13 protein-coding genes are annotated in these 13866 nt (G+C 74.6%); 6 read left to right on the top strand and 7 right to left on the bottom strand.

Translation table 11 applies throughout. From position 1 onward, the window contains the following. Together PVK74_RS23180 and PVK74_RS23175 are read right to left on the bottom strand one after the other, a co-directional pair. Entirely contained in the window at positions 1–366 is a 366-nt protein-coding gene (locus tag PVK74_RS23180; RefSeq protein WP_187693912.1) for a hypothetical protein, read from the bottom strand. After that, the gene (locus PVK74_RS23175) at positions 363–3266 is read right to left on the bottom strand and encodes an SseB family protein (protein ID WP_274477191.1); all 2904 of its coding nucleotides are present in this window, start codon (positions 3264–3266) and stop codon (positions 363–365) included. Before PVK74_RS23175 ends, PVK74_RS23180 begins: the two co-directional genes overlap by 4 nt. A gap of 152 nt (positions 3267–3418) precedes the next feature. Here PVK74_RS23175 and mycP point away from each other — a divergent pair, with 152 nt between their 5' ends. Further along, entirely contained in the window at positions 3419–4624 is a 1206-nt protein-coding gene (gene mycP, locus PVK74_RS23170) for a type VII secretion-associated serine protease mycosin (protein WP_274477190.1), read from the top strand. Positions 4625–4670: 46 nt separating this feature from the next. Here mycP and PVK74_RS23165 read toward each other — a convergent pair whose 3' ends face one another. Both PVK74_RS23165 and PVK74_RS23160 read right to left on the bottom strand, forming a co-directional pair. Beyond that, positions 4671–4964 carry a WXG100 family type VII secretion target gene (locus PVK74_RS23165; RefSeq protein WP_043327280.1) on the bottom strand — a complete coding sequence of 98 codons (294 nt, stop codon included), beginning with the start codon at positions 4962–4964 and terminating at the stop codon, positions 4671–4673. A gap of 20 nt (positions 4965–4984) precedes the next feature. Next, positions 4985–5302, bottom strand: coding sequence for a WXG100 family type VII secretion target (locus PVK74_RS23160; RefSeq protein WP_030503719.1), 318 nt, complete (start codon positions 5300–5302; stop codon positions 4985–4987). Positions 5303–5548: 246 nt separating this feature from the next. Between PVK74_RS23160 and eccE the strand changes: the two genes are divergently transcribed. The 4 genes from eccE to rarD all read left to right on the top strand — a co-directional run bounded on the left by eccE (position 5549) and on the right by rarD (position 9292). Then, positions 5549–7333 carry a type VII secretion protein EccE gene (eccE, locus tag PVK74_RS23155; protein WP_274477189.1) on the top strand — a complete coding sequence of 595 codons (1785 nt, stop codon included), beginning with the start codon at positions 5549–5551 and terminating at the stop codon, positions 7331–7333. A gap of 60 nt (positions 7334–7393) precedes the next feature. Then, the gene (locus PVK74_RS23150) at positions 7394–7780 is read left to right on the top strand and encodes a phage holin family protein (RefSeq protein WP_030503717.1); all 387 of its coding nucleotides are present in this window, start codon (positions 7394–7396) and stop codon (positions 7778–7780) included. Positions 7781–7877: 97 nt separating this feature from the next. Then, on the top strand, positions 7878–8366 hold the full coding sequence (locus tag PVK74_RS23145; protein ID WP_064448439.1) for a GNAT family N-acetyltransferase: 489 nt from the start codon (positions 7878–7880) through the stop codon (positions 8364–8366). Continuing rightward, entirely contained in the window at positions 8363–9292 is a 930-nt protein-coding gene (gene rarD, locus PVK74_RS23140) for an EamA family transporter RarD (protein WP_274477188.1), read from the top strand. The genes PVK74_RS23145 and rarD overlap by 4 nt, the downstream gene beginning before the upstream one ends. A gap of 84 nt (positions 9293–9376) precedes the next feature. Here the strand turns inward: rarD and PVK74_RS23135 are convergent, their stop codons facing one another. Next, a complete protein-coding gene (locus tag PVK74_RS23135) occupies positions 9377–10066 on the bottom strand; it encodes an anti-sigma factor family protein (protein ID WP_069088820.1) in 690 nt (229 codons plus the stop codon). Continuing rightward, a complete protein-coding gene (locus PVK74_RS23130) occupies positions 10063–10557 on the bottom strand; it encodes a sigma-70 family RNA polymerase sigma factor (RefSeq protein WP_030274508.1) in 495 nt (164 codons plus the stop codon). Before PVK74_RS23130 ends, PVK74_RS23135 begins: the two co-directional genes overlap by 4 nt. Positions 10558–10801: 244 nt before the next feature. Here PVK74_RS23130 and PVK74_RS23125 point away from each other — a divergent pair, with 244 nt between their 5' ends. Beyond that, positions 10802–12925, top strand: a complete 2124-nt coding sequence (locus PVK74_RS23125) for a PhoX family protein (RefSeq protein WP_210868756.1) — start codon at positions 10802–10804, stop codon at positions 12923–12925. A 73-nt stretch (positions 12926–12998) separates the two neighbouring features. Here PVK74_RS23125 and PVK74_RS23120 read toward each other — a convergent pair whose 3' ends face one another. Next, complete coding sequence (locus PVK74_RS23120) at positions 12999–13781, bottom strand: IclR family transcriptional regulator (protein WP_030503712.1); 783 nt, start codon at positions 13779–13781, stop codon at positions 12999–13001. Positions 13782–13866: the final 85 nt, after the last annotated feature.

Below are 13866 nucleotides of genomic sequence, written 5' to 3'. Positions count from 1 at the left end.
TCAGACCCGCTGCTCGCCCAGGTCGGCCACCTCGGTCGCGGGCGCCCAGCCCTGGTAGACGCCGAAGTCGAACGCCTCCAGCCCCATCGCCTCGGCCACCGGCCAGCGCCCACCCGTGTACTCCAGCCGCAGCCAGCCCTCGTGCTCGGCCAGCACGATGAACGGCTGTCCCTGCCAGGTGCAGGTGGTCCGCACGTATGCGAGATCGTCGACCTCGGCCGCCGGAACCACCCGGACGTACCGGCCGGGGCGTACCTCGGTGAACCCCTCGTCCGGGCCGGGCTGGTAGAGGCGGATGTCGTCGCCGTCGGGGCTGGCCTGGTACTCCCGCCCCCGCCAGCGGGCCACGTAGCCGTCGCGGGTCACGCCTCGTCCGCCTTCCGCCAGACCAGCGCGTCGGTGTCCAGGACCGCGACCAGCCGCGTGGCGCCGTCCGCGCCGAGCCGCCACAGCTCGGCGCCGTGCGGCAGGCGGGCGCTGTCCACCTTGAACTCGGCGATCACGTCGCTGCTCTCCCCGGGGGCGAAGCCGTTGCCGCGGAACGGCGGTCGCTCGATCACCCAGCCCTCCATCGCCCGCATCGCGGCCTCGTTCGGCCCGCCGTAGGGAATCCGGTAGAGGCTCGGCCGGTAGGCCGGCCAGCGCAGCAGGTAGATCTCCTCGTCGTCCGGGGAGAACGGCGAACCCGGGTGGCCGAGCCCGAGCGCCCGGTACAGCTCCGCCGGGCTGTTCAGGTGCGCCAGTTCCCCGGCCCGGTGCACGAAGCCGGAGACCCGGTCGTAGCCACGCTCCAGGTAGTACGCGAGCTGGCTCGCCGCGATCGCCTTCTGCATGGTCACCGGCTGGTTCGCGGCGATCGTCGGCGCCTCCGGGCGCTGTCGTTCCGCCGGCTGCGGCGCGGCGGCCGGCTCCGGGTCGTCGCCGAGGCCCACCTCGGCCGCCCAGTTGGCGAGCGCGAGAACCTGCTCCCCCGGGTACGTCGCGCCGACCGGGCTGCCCGGGTTCACCCGGAACGACCAGGACACGTCCGGCCACTTGCGAATGAGCTGGACGAACTTGACCCGTACCGTCTCGACCGCGTCTCCGGCGTGCTCGGCGAGGCGTTCCGGGGAGGTGTAGACCGAGACGGACGTCTCGCCGTCCACCGGCTCGGTGTGCCAGACGAACCCCGGCTCACCCGGCCGGCTGCCCGCGGCCGAGTCGGGCGCGGCCGGCAGCAGCACCCGGGCCAGCAGCAGGGTGGTGAGGAAGCCGTCGGTGCTCCCGCTGCCCGCGGCGGCCAGCAACTCCTCCTCCACGTTGTTCGCCGGCACGAAGTCGGCCGGAGCGGCGGCGCTCACCGGGTCGCCGTCGATCGGCGCCGGCTCCGCCACGGGGGCGGGCGGCGCCGAGGTGTCCGGCGTCTCGTGCGGGGTGGACAGCGCGACGGTCGGCTCACCCGGCGCGAACAGCGACGTGGTGACGGAGTCGTCGAAGGCCGCCGGTTCGGCCTCGGTGGCCGGCTGCGTGGCCGGCTCGGCGTCGGCGGCCGGCTCGAAGAGCGACACGGTGGCCTGTTCCCCGGCGGTGGCCGGCGCGAACAGGGCCGCCGTCTGCTCGGGCGGCGTCGGCGCGAACAGCGAGGTGGTCGGCTCGGCGGCCGGCGTGTGCGCCTCGAACAGGGAAACCGTGGGTTCGGCCGTCGAGGTGAACGACACCGTCGGATCGTCGAGCCGCCCGGCCCGGTCGAACGGCGCCGTCTCGGCCGGCGCAACGGTGTGGGCGGCCTCGGTGAGGTTCATCGTCTCGTCGCCGGTCGTCAGCAGCGGGTCGGCCGGGAGCGGCGCGGTCGGGTCACCGGCCCAGGGTGCCGCCGCGTGATCGGCCGGCGCGGCACGCACCGGGTCGGCGTACTGCGCGGACCAGGGCTGATCGGGCTCGGTCAGGTCGCGGGCCTCGATGACCGTGCCCTCGATGACGATGGGGGTGAAGTCCCGGCGCGGCGCGGGCGGACTCGACACCGGCTCGGCGATCGAGGGCGACAGCGCCTCCGTCGGGTCCTCGGCAGCGTCCCAGGGCGGGGCCTCCCGGTCGGCGCCGACCGGGTCGGCCCACGTGTCCGTCGCGGGGGTGGCAGGGCCGGAGTGACGCCGGGGCAGCGTCCCGATGGCGTCCTCGGGTGGGCGGCTCGGCCGGAACGCCTGGGTCGCCTCGTCGGTCCGGAGCGCCGGAGGCGGCTCGTCCGCCTGTGCCGCGAACGCCTGGGTGGGGTCCTCCCGTACCGGCTCGTTCAGCGGACGGCGACGCGGAAACGGCTGGCCACCGGCGAACCGGGTCGGCGGGGTGGCCCGGTCGGCGGCCCGCCGTGGCGCGTCCAGCGGTGACGGGCGCCGGGCCGAGCGACCGGAGGCGGGCTCGAAGAAGGACCGCGACGGTGGCGGTGGCGTGGGGGTCGACGGCGGCTCGTCGGTCGACGCGGGCTCGGCGGCGAAGGGGTCCGGCTCGTCGGGGCGGCGGCGCAGGTCGGTGAGCCAGCCGTCCAGGGCGTCCGTACCCGGTTCGTCGCCCGGGTCGGCGCGGCCCGGGCTGTCCCGGTCCGGCTCCCGGCGGCGGGGCGGCACGGTCGGCAGCCGCCGCCCCAGCACCGAACCGCCGCGTACCGGCACCGTCGGCGGCTCGTCGTCCGCAGTCCGCCGTCCGCCCCGGTCGCCCGGCACCGCCGGAGGCGGCACCGCGGGAGGCGGAACGGCTGCGGGCGGAACCGCGGGAGCCGGAACGACAGGGGGCGGGACGGCGGCCGGCGGGACGGGTACGGCGGACGGGCGAGGCGCGGAATCGGGTACGCCGTTGCGCGCGCTCCGGGCCGCGCCCTCCACCCGCTCCAGCCGGGCCCGAGCGCCCATGGTCCGCCCCGGCAGCCGGACGTCGCCCCGGGAGAGCTGAGCGACGTACCAGGCGGGCAGGTAGCCCTCGATCGGCAGCCCGGGGTTGACCGCCAGCCACCACTCCGGGTTGGGCCAGCCGTCCGCCAGTTCCGGGTAGGGAACACGGCGGGCCGTGCCGGCGTTCTCCCCCAGGCTGGCCCGCAGCGCGGCGGCGGAGGTGAAGGCGAGCACGTGCGTGCGGCCGCCGGAGGTCCAGGTGCCCCATCCGCCGGCCGGGCCGCCCGCGACCGGCAGGAACAGATCGACGCGCGTCAGCACCCGAAAGTACTGCTGCTGGTCCTGGGCGCGCAGCGCGTCCCGCATCGCCACCTCGGCCTCGGTGGCCGGCTCCCATCCGGTCACGGCCACCTCTCCTTCCGCGAACAGGCCACAGGCATCGCCTACAACCTACAAGGTGGCAGCAAGATCAGGACTTCTGGCCATCGACGGTCCGCCCCGATGTCCACGAGGCGATAACATCCCGTCCCGGAGCCGACACGTTACGGAGGTCGTCGATGTATCGACCTGTCGCGCACCCGGCCGTGGCCGCCCTGGCGACGCTCCTCGCCGTCGGGTCTCCGGTCGCCCCCGCGGCGGCTCGCGCGCCGGCCGGCTGCGCCTCGCCACCCGCCCCGGCGCGGCCGGTCGCGCAACAGCCGTGGCCGCAGCAACGGTACGCCCCGGACCGGCTCGCCCCGCTCGCCACCGGCGCCGGAGTCGTGGTCGCGGTGATCGACTCGGGCGTGGACCGGTCCCATCCGCAGCTCGCCGGGCGCGTCCTGTCCGGCGCCGACTTCCTCGACCCGGGCGGGGACGGCACCCGGGACTGCGCCGGACACGGCACCGGTGTCGCGAGCATCGTCGCCGCCGCCCCGCAGCCCGGCGTCGCGTTCCGCGGCCTCGCGCCGGACGCGCGCATCCTCCCGGTACGGGTGAGCGAGCAGCAGGTGGTCGAGGGGCGGGAGTCGGGGCGTACCGTCGACGCGGCCGGTTTCGCCCGGGCGATCCGGTGGGCGGTGGACCACGACGCCGACGTGCTCAACCTGTCGGTCGTGCTGTACGCGGACGACCCCGACGTGCGCGCCGCCGTCGCGTACGCGCTGCGACAGGACGTGGTGGTGGTGGCCGCCGCCGGGAACCTGCACGACAACGGCGATCCCCGGCCCTACCCGGCCGCGTACGACGGCGTGCTGGGGGTGGGCGCGATCGGCCCGGACGGCACCCGCTCGGCGTTCTCCCAGACCGGCCCGTACGTCGACGTGGTCGCCCCGGGCAGCGAGGTGCTGATGGCGGCGCCCCGCCAGGGACACCACCGGGCGGAGGGCACCAGCTACGCCACTCCGTTCGTGGCCGGCACCGCGGCGCTGCTGCGTCAGTACCGGCCCCGGCTGAGCGCGGACGAGGTGGCCGCCCGGATCGTGGCCGCCGCCGACCCGGCCCCGGGACGGGAGACCGGCTACGGCGCGGGGGTGCTCAACCCGTACCGGGCGGTGACCGAGTCGGCGGGCGTGATGGACTCCCGGCCCCGGCCGGGCGCCGCGCTGCCCGCCGACCGGCCGGATCCGGCCGCGCTGGCCCGCGAGGCTCGCCGCGGGACGGCCCGGGACCGGGCGCTGCTGACCGCCGCCGTCGTGGGCGGGACCGTGGCACTCGTGGCGGCGCTCGCCCTGGTGCTGCCGCGCGGAGCACGGCGCCGCTGGCGGGCGGCCGACCCGGCCTGAACCGCCGTGCGGCCCGGATCGGCAGACCCGGGCCGCACGGGACGCTTCACTGGAACAGGTTGGTGTTGCGCTTCTCGGTGTCGAGGTAGTCGGCCGCGGAATCCTCCACCGCGAGCTTGATGTCGCGCAGCATCGCCTGCAGGTCCTGCGAGGCGGCCCGCCACCGGGACTGCCGCACCTCGTACGCCTCGCGGGCGGCGCCGTTCCAGCTCGCCACCAGCGGGGCGGCGTCGCGTTCCAACTGGCCGAGCTGGCTCTCCAGGGTGGACAACGCCCGTTGGATGTCGGCGCCGGCCTGTTGCAGGGCGGCGAAGTTGACGACCAGCACACCGTGCTCCATGAGTTCGATCCTTCCGGTTGTCAGAGCGGCAGCTGGATGCCGCGGTTGGTGCCCGCCACCCGGCCGGCGGCCTCGGTGTCGGACAGGTCGTACTGCCGGCCGGCGGTGCGGATCGCGGTGGCGGTCTCCCGCAGCGCCCGCTGCAGGGCCGCCTGGTCCTGCGCCCACTGCTGCTTGACCTGCGCGAACGAGCGCCCTCCGGCGCCCCGCCAGGCCTGCTGCAGCACCTCCAGCTCGGCCATCAGGCCGCTGAGCATGGTCTGCAGCGACTGGTCGACCTGCTCGAACTTCGCGGCGGTCTGCTGCATCACCGCGGCTTCTGCCTGGGTCTGGGACATCCCGGACGTCACCTCGTCTCCTCGGTCGTGGCTGGTCACCCCGGTGACCACCGTGGACTCGCCGGGGGCGCCCGGGGCCGGTGGAGGGGAAGACCAGGCGGCGGCGGACACGCGACTCGACGATTTCGTCGCTGACGGTAGCCGCCCCACTCCGGTTCTGCTACCCCCTCGGGCTCCCCTGTGGACAACTCGGCCATTACGATGTGCCACGGTGATGTCACAGCGGGACCCGGGCGAGGAGGTGCGGTGGCCGCGACGACAACGACCCGGCCGGCCGCGTCCGCCCCACTGTGGACACAACGGCCGGGCGCGCGGCAGCGGGCCGGTCAGGTCGTGGCGACACAGGTCGCGGCGGCCGTGCTGGTGGCCGCCGCCGGGCGGGGTTTCGTGGCGACCGCCGCCGCGCTGCTCACCGCCGCGCTCATGCTGCCGGCCGCGTGGATCCGGGTACGCGGCCGCTGGCTGCACGAATGGCTCGTCACCGCCGTCGCGTACCTGACCCGGCGCCGCGCCCTGCCGTCGGCCGCCGATCCGGCGGCGCTGCTGGAACTGGTCCGGCCGGGGGCGGTGGCCGGCTCCACCGAGCTGGCCGGCGGTCCGGCCGCGGTGCTGCACGACGCCGCCGGCCTGACCGCGCTGCTGGAACTCGGCGACCCGGACGAGCTGCTCGGTGACCACGCGCGCCGGCTGCCCGTACCGTCCGACCTGCTCCCGCCGAGCGGCCCGGACGCCCCAGCGGTCCGGTTGCAGCTCGTCTTCTCGTCCTCCCCCGCGCCCGTGCCGGCCGTCGCGGGCGGTCCCGCCGGGACGTCCTACCGGCAGCTCACCGACGGCCGGGTGCCGGGGCGGACGCGCGCGGTCCTGGCCGTCCAGGTGTTGCGGGCGGACGGCTGGCCGGACGAGGAGTTGCTACGGGCGCTCTCCGGCACGCTGCGGCGGATCGTCCGCCGGCTCGGGCCGCTCACCGCCCGGCCGCTCGGCGGGGACGCGGCGCTGCGGGTGATCGCCGAGCTGGCCCATCACGAGCCCGGCGCCCCGGTCCGGGAGGCGTGGCCGCTGCTCACCGTGGGCGGGCTGGCGCAGGCCACCTGGCGACTGCGCCGGTGGCCCGATCCGCGGGGCGAGCCCTCCCCGGGGCTGGTCACCCGGCTGCTCGCGGTGCCCGCCACCGCCACCACCGTCGCGCTGACGGTCGGACCCCGCGCCGGGACGAATCCGGCCCCGGCCGAGTTGGCGGTGCGGGTCGCCGCCGGCAGCGCGGACGAGTTGTCGGCGGTGGATCGGACGCTTCGGCGCGTCGCCGGTGACGTCGGCGGGGAGCTGCGCCGGCTCGACGGGGAGCACCTGGCCGGGCTCGCCGCCACGCTGCCGCTCGGGGTGACCGGTGGGTCCGGGTCGCCGCCGCCCGCACTGGAACTGCCCCCGGCCACCGCCGGCCTGATGGTGGGCGCCAACCGCCACGGCGCCGCGCTCACCGTGCGCCTGTTCCGGCCCGCCCCGACACGGGTGCTGCTGATCGGCGGTGTGCCGGCCGCTCAACTGCTCGTGCTGCGGGCGCTGGCGCTGGGCGCCCGGGTGGCGGTGCAGACCGGCCGTCCCCGGGCCTGGGAGCCGTTCGTCCGCGGCGTCGGGACGCTCGGTGGCGGCGTACCGCTGCTTCCGCCGGGGCGTCCGCCCGGCGGCGCGCCCGCCTCACCGCTGTGCCCGCTGCTGGTGGTGGTCGACGTCGGCCCGGTGCCGCCGGAGGCCGGGCCGGACGCGGCCTGGCAGTCCGTGCTCGTGGTCCGCGACGAGCTGACCGCGGCCGACACGGCGACGCTGGCCCGCGCCGACCTGGCGATCCTGCAGCCACTCGACCCGGACGAGGCGGCGCTGGCCGGAGCGGCGCTCGGGCTCGGCGGATCCGCCGACTGGTTGGCCCGCATCCGCGACGACATGGTGGCGGTGGTCAACCGGCGGGCCCTGCGGTGGGCGCTGCTCTCACCGACGCCTGTGGAGTCGCAACTGGTCGGTCGCCCGGTGCGACGCTGAGGCGCGCGGGGGGCGTCACGCTGCTTTCCCTGGTGGTACGTCCGTGGCACGATCCCGGCCATGGATTTCCTGAAGGGTCTTCTGATTCGTGTGGGCTCGACGGCAGTGGCGTTCTGGCTCGCCACGCTGCTCATCCCCGGCATCTCGCTGGACTCCGGGTCGGCCACCGAGACGGTGATCACGCTGGTTCTCGTCGCGGTGATCTTCGGAGTGGTCAACGCGGTGCTCCAGCCGATCATCAAGACCGTGGGTTGCGGCTTCTACCTGCTCACCCTCGGTTTGATCGCGCTCGTGGTGAACGGCCTGCTCTTCCTGCTCACCAGTTGGATCGCCGGTGAGGCGGGGTTGCCCTTCCACGTGGACGGGTTCTGGCCGGAGGCGGTGCTGGGCGCGCTGTTCGTCGGCATCGTCACCTGGATCCTGGGCGCCGTCCTCGACCGCGACTGACACCCCCGGCCCCGGCCCGGCGCGACGGCGACCGGCCGGGGCCACCAGGAGGGAATTGGCTGGCGAGCGGCCCCTGTGACGGCGCTAGCGTCGGCGGGTGTTCACTGTGACCCGCGCGGACGGCTACCAGATCAGCACCGACCCGGACCGGATCGACCTGGACCGGGTGCACGCCTGGCTCGCCGGCGACGCCTACTGGGCGCGGGGGCGGGAGCGGGAGACGGTCGCGCGCTCGTTCGCCGGCTCGATCGGCTTCGGCGTCTACCGCCCCGGTGACGGCCGGCAGGTCGCTGTCGCCCGGGTGGTCACCGACCGGGCCACGTTCGCCTGGCTCTGCGACGTCTACGTCGACCCGGCCGAGCGCGGTCGCGGGCTGGGCACCTGGCTGGCCGGCGCGGTCCGCGACCACTTGGCCGAGCTGGGCGTACGCCGGATCCTGCTGGCGACGCTCGACGCGCACGGGGTCTACGCGAAGCTCGGCTTCCGCCCGGTCGCGCCGGATCGGTGGATGGAGCTGGATCAGCGGGTGACGCCGGTCACCGATAAGGATCAGCAGACAGATCCACCACTTACGGTGGAGCGGTGAACCAGCTCCGGCTCGGCTACCTGTACGGCGTCGGCGCGTACCTGATCTGGGGTTTCTTCCCGATCTACCTGAAGCTGCTGCGCCCGGCCGGGCCGATGGAGATCCTCGCGCACCGGATCCTCTGGTCGGTGGCGTTCGTGGCGTTGCTGCTGGCCGCCACGCGGCACGCCGGTTTCCTGCGCAGGCTGGCCGGGCGGCCGCGGGCGCTCGCCGGCATCGGGCTCGCCGCCGCGCTGATCGCCGTCAACTGGGGCACGTACATCTACGGCGTGAACTCCGACCGGGTGGTGGAGACGGCGCTCGGGTACTTCATCAACCCGCTGGTGTCGGTGCTGTTCGGCGTCTTCCTGCTGCGCGAACGGCTGCGACCGGCGCAGTGGGCGGCGCTCGGCGTCGGCGGGCTCGCGGTGGCGGTGCTCGCCGTCGACTACGGCCGGCTGCCCTGGCTGGCGCTCACGCTGGCGTTCAGCTTCGCCGGGTACGGCCTGGTCAAGAAGCGCCTCGCGCTGCCCGCCACGGAGGGGCTGTTCGTGGAGTCGGCGGTGCTGGCGCTGCCCGCGCTGGCGTACCTGGGCTGGCTGTCGGCGCGCGGTGACTCGACGTTCGGGCACGTCTCGGCCGGGCACACCGCGCTGCTGGTGCTGGCCGGCGCCGCCACCGCGATCCCGCTGCTGCTGTTCGCCGGGGCGGCGAACCGGCTGCCGCTGTCCACTGTCGGCATGCTGCAATATCTGGCCCCGATCCTCCAGCTCGGCTGCGGCGTGCTGATCTTCCACGAGCCCATGCCCGCGGTCCGGCTGGCCGGCTTCGCGCTGGTGTGGCTGGCCCTGATGGTCTTCACCGCCGACGCCCTGCGTCACTCCCACCGCACCCGCCAGTCCACCCGCACCCCCGCCCCGGCCGCCGCACCCACCCCGTCCCGTTGATCTTGCACTTACCGCCCCGGCGAAAGGGACCAATCACCCGCGCCGAGGGTCGCACCTTCAAGATCAACGGGGAGGGGACGGCGGTCAGCGGAAGTCGTAAGCCAGGACGGGGGAATTGGCGCCTCGGAGGAGCTCCAGGCGGACCAGTTCACCCCTGGTGAACCGGGTTACCCCGGAGAACCGCAGGTCGTCGCCGGGGGCGGCGAGCCAGGAGCCGATCTGCTCCGTCGCGCCGTCCGGGCCGTGCGCCACCAGCCGGAACGTGTACGCCTCCCGGTGCCCGGCCCGCCTGTCGTAGCCGCAGTGCATGGTGACCTCGGTGCCCCACGGCGTCTCGGTCAGCCCCACCTCGGCGTGCACCGGCACCGTCCCGGCCACCGGCCGCATGGAGGTCAACGCCACCTGCGGCGTGGACGGCTCGGCCGGCGGCTGGACCAGCGCCACCCCGACGCCGGCCAGCACCGCGAGCGCGGCGGCGGCGAGCGCGGTCAGCGCGTACCGGCGGCGGGAGCGGGACCGCTCGCGGCGCTTGCGCTCCCGCGCGGCGTCGAGCAGCGCGGGCACCCGCGACGTCTCCGGCCCGACCTCCAGGAACTGCTCCAAGCCGGCCGGGTCGAGCCGGCCCAGCAGGCCGGGCAGCACGGCGATCTCGGCCACCGCCTCCCGGCACTGGGCGCAGCCGGCCAGGTGCCGCTCGTAGGCGACCCGGTCCGCCGGGGCGAGGGCACCAAGCACGTACGCCCCGTCGTCGTGCGCGAACTCGCAGCGTGTCATCCGGTCACCCCCATCTCGGCCAGCGCCAACCGTAGTGAGCGCAGCGCGTAGTGGGTACGCGACTTCACCGTGCCGGGCGGTACGCCCAGCCGCGCCGCCGCCTCCGCCACCGAACGCCCCTGGTAGAAGCACTCGACGAGCACTTCCCGATGGGTCGGGCTGAGCCGGTTGAGCGCCTCGGCCACGGTCCACGCCTCCACCGCGCGCTCCGTCTCGTCGACCGTCTCGGCGGTCTCCGGCAGTTCGTCCGTGTACACCTCGCCGACCCGGGCCGAGCGCCGCCGCCAGGCGTCGATGGCCAGGTTCCGCGCCGTGGTGAACAGCCAGGCGCGTACCGAGCCGCGTCGCGGGTCCAGCGACTCGGGGTGCCGCCAGGCGCGCAGCAGCGTCTCCTGCACCAGGTCCTCGGCGCGGGGCCGATCGCCGTTGACCAGCCGCAGGGCGTGCGCGTACAGCGCGTCGGCATGCTCGTCGTGCAGCGCGCGCAGCAGTTGGGCGTCGTGGTCGCTGATGGCGGTACCTCGCTTCCGGCGGCGGGGAGACCGGCGATGTGTACGCCCTTCCATACGTGCCGTGTCGCCGAACGGTTCAGCCGCAGGTCACGACGGAGCTGTTCACGTCCGGTTCAGCTGCGGGCCGACCGCCGCTCACGGCGCCCTGGCAGCGTCCGGCGGGTGAGCGCGGGCTCCCTCGCCCGTGCGCCTTCCCCCTCGTCCGATCTGGAGGCTCCACCTCATGAGCGACCGGCCTCGCCTGCTTCCGCTGCTCGGTGGCACCCGCCACGGCAGCCGCGACGCGATGACCTGTCTGTACCGGTGCGGCAACGCCTGCGACCACCCGGTGCCCAACCCGACCGACAACCCGTACTTCGGGGACGTGGTCGACACCGAGATCTCCCGGCGCGGCGTGGTCCGGGCCGGCGCGGTCGGCGCGCTGGTGCTCGGCTTCGGCGGCGCCGCGGCGGGCGCGCTGGCCGGGTCCCCGGCGGCCGCCGCCCCCGCCGCTCCGCCGGTGCCCGGCGAGGGCGGGGTGGCCGCCACCGGCCCGGGGCGTCCCGGCAGCGGCGCGCTGACGTTCAAGCCGATCCCGCCGAACAAGCTCGACACGCTCGTGGTGCCGAACGGGTACGACCACTCGGTGGTGATCCGCTGGGGTGACGAGGTCGTGCCCGGCGCGCCCGCGTTCAACCTGGGCCGGCAGACCGCCGCCGCCCAGTCCAAGCAGTTCGGCTACAACAACGACTTCGTCGGCGTGCTGCCGATCGACCGTCGGCGCGCGCTGCTCGTGGTGAACCACGAGTACACAAACGAGGACCTGATGTTCCCCGGCTTCACCAGCCAGGACGCGCTGACCGTGGAGCAGGTGCGGGTGGCGATGGCCGCGCACGGCATGTCAGTGGTCGAGCTGGAGCGGGTGGAGAACACCGGGCAGTGGCAGCCGGTCCGGCGCGGTCGGCGCGAGTACAACCGCCGGGTCACGGCGCTGGCGACGAAGTTCGAGATGACCGGCCCGGCGGCCGGGTCGGCGTGGCTGCGTACCGCCGCCGACCCGAAGGGCCGGACCGTCGTCGGCACGCTCAACAACTGCGCCGGCGGCGTCACCCCGTGGGGCACTGTGCTCTCCGGCGAGGAGAACTTCAACCAGTACTTCGTCGGCGGCGACGCGGTGGCCGAGGAGCAGAAGGCGAAGCTGACCCGCTACGGCATCCCGACCGACGTGCGCTACCCGAGCGGCAGCCGCAAGTGGGACCGGGCGGACGAGCGCTTCGACCTGGCCCGGCACCCCAACGAGGCGAACCGGTTCGGCTGGGTCGTCGAGATCGACCCGTTCGACCCGCAGTCCAAGCCGCGCAAGCACACCGCGCTGGGCCGGTTCAAGCACGAGGGCGCGAACGTCATCGTGGCGCGCGACGGCCGCGTGGTCGCGTACATGGGCGACGACGAGCGCTTCGACTACCTCTACAAGTTCGTGTCGGACAAGAAGTTCATGCCGGGCAAGTCCTCGGTGGCCCGGCGGCACAACCTGACGCTGCTGGAGTCGGGCACGCTCTACGTCGCCAGGATCGAGGGGGACAGCCCGGCCGCCGAGATCGACGGTTCCGGCAAGCTCCCGGCCGACGGCGGTTTCGGCGGCCGGGGGCGCTGGATCAAGCTGGTCAGCGGCAACCGCTCGTACGTCGACGGCATGACCGCCGCCGACGTGCTCACGTTCACCCGGCTGGCCGGGGACAAGGTCGGCGCGACGAAGATGGACCGCCCCGAGGACGTCGAGCCGAGCCTGCTCACCGGCAAGGTGTACGTGGCGCTGACGAACAACAGCGACCGCGGCAAGGCGGGCAAGGCCCCGGCCGACGAGGCGAACCCGCGCAACAGCAACCGGCACGGGCAGATCCTGGAGCTGGTCGAGGACCGCGGCGACAACACGGCCGAGACCTTCGCCTGGTCGCTGCCGATCGTCTGCGGCGACCCGGCCGACGCCTCGACGTACTTCGCCGGGTACGACAAGACCAGGGTCTCGCCGATCTCCTGCCCGGACAACGTCGCCTTCGACGCCACCGGCAACCTGTGGATCTCGACCGACGGCAACGCGCTGGGCAGCAACGACGGCCTGTTCGCCACCGCCGTGGAGGGCCCGGAGCGGGGTCACCTGAAGCAGTTCCTCACCGTGCCGCTCGGCGCGGAGACCTGCGGCCCGTTCATCACCGGTGACAACCGCTCGGTCTTCGTGGCGGTGCAGCACCCGGGCGAGGTGACCGGCGCGTCGGTGGAGAACCCGGCCTCCACCTGGCCGGACGGCGACTTCGCCAAGCCCGGCGTGGTGGTCACCTGGCGCCTCGACGGCGGCCCGGTCGGCAGCTGACCCACCCCGGGAGCGGTCCGGCGCTGGTCCGCTCCGCGAGGGGCCGTCGACCCACCAGGTCGGCGGCCCTTCGTCAGTTCTCGGAGGCGATGCCGTCGGCGATCGACCTGGCGGCGGTGAGCAGCTTCGCGCGGACCACCCGGGCCGAGGTCATCATCTCGCCGGCCGGCAGCGCGCACGCCAGCACCACCCGGCGCTCGATGTCCTTGTCCGGGGCGACGAGCACCGCCGCGCACGCCACGCCCTGCCGGAACTGCCCGAGTTCCAGTTGCATGCCGCGCCGGTCACCGGCGGCCAGGTCGGCCTCGAACGCCTCCACGGTGGTGAGGGTGGCGGTGGTGAACGGGCGCATGCCGTACTCGCGCAGGTAGCGGAAGCGCTGTTCGGTGGTGAGCGTGGCGAGCAGGCTCTTGCCGAGCGCGGTGGCGTGGGCGCCCTCGTCGAAGCCCGGCACCAGGTCTTCCAGGAAGGGCGAGCGTGGCCCCTCGGCGGAGGCGGTCACCGCCACCTGCCCGCCGATGAAACGGCCGAGGTAGTGGCTCCAGCCGGTGTCCGACGCCGCGCGGCGCAGCGCCTCGCCGACCGCGGGCGGCCCGCGGAACGCGGTGACCAGCTCGCGGTAGCGGTCGGCCACCTCCAACCCCACGATGTACGTCCCGTCCTCGCGCCGGATCACGTAGCCCTCGTACGCGAGCGTGCGCACCAGGTGGTAGGTCGTGGCGACTGTCAACTCGCAACGCCGGGCGATCTGCTTCACGGTGAGCCCTCTCGGCGCACGGCCGACCGACTCGAGCACTCGAAGCGCGCGGGACACGCTGCGGATCAGGTCCGAGGGTTCCGCCAAGGGGTCGCGCACAACCACCTCCGCCGCCGGGGACTTACACCATATGAAAAACCGGCCGAGTGCGAAATGCCTGTTCGGATGGAGGATGCCAGATCAC

Origin of the sequence: Micromonospora chalcea (genome assembly GCF_028768405.1) — a bacterium.
Taxonomy (GTDB): Bacteria; Actinomycetota; Actinomycetes; order Mycobacteriales; family Micromonosporaceae; genus Micromonospora; species Micromonospora chalcea.
Note: the sequence above shows the minus strand (reverse complement) of the source record. Positions and strands in the feature narration are given on the sequence as shown.

What these genes read in the sequence shown, in the direction of transcription:
- mycP (WP_274477190.1), top strand. Translation starts at nt 3,419, where the DNA reads ATGTATCGACCTGTCGCGCACCCGGCCGTGGCCGCCCTGGCGACGCTC.
- PVK74_RS23165 (WP_043327280.1), bottom strand. Translation starts at nt 4,964, where the DNA reads ATGGAGCACGGTGTGCTGGTCGTCAACTTCGCCGCCCTGCAACAGGCC.
- PVK74_RS23160 (WP_030503719.1), bottom strand. Translation starts at nt 5,302, where the DNA reads ATGTCCCAGACCCAGGCAGAAGCCGCGGTGATGCAGCAGACCGCCGCG.
- PVK74_RS23150 (WP_030503717.1), top strand. Translation starts at nt 7,394, where the DNA reads ATGGATTTCCTGAAGGGTCTTCTGATTCGTGTGGGCTCGACGGCAGTG.
- PVK74_RS23135 (WP_069088820.1), bottom strand. Translation starts at nt 10,066, where the DNA reads ATGACACGCTGCGAGTTCGCGCACGACGACGGGGCGTACGTGCTTGGT.
- PVK74_RS23125 (WP_210868756.1), top strand. Translation starts at nt 10,802, where the DNA reads ATGAGCGACCGGCCTCGCCTGCTTCCGCTGCTCGGTGGCACCCGCCAC.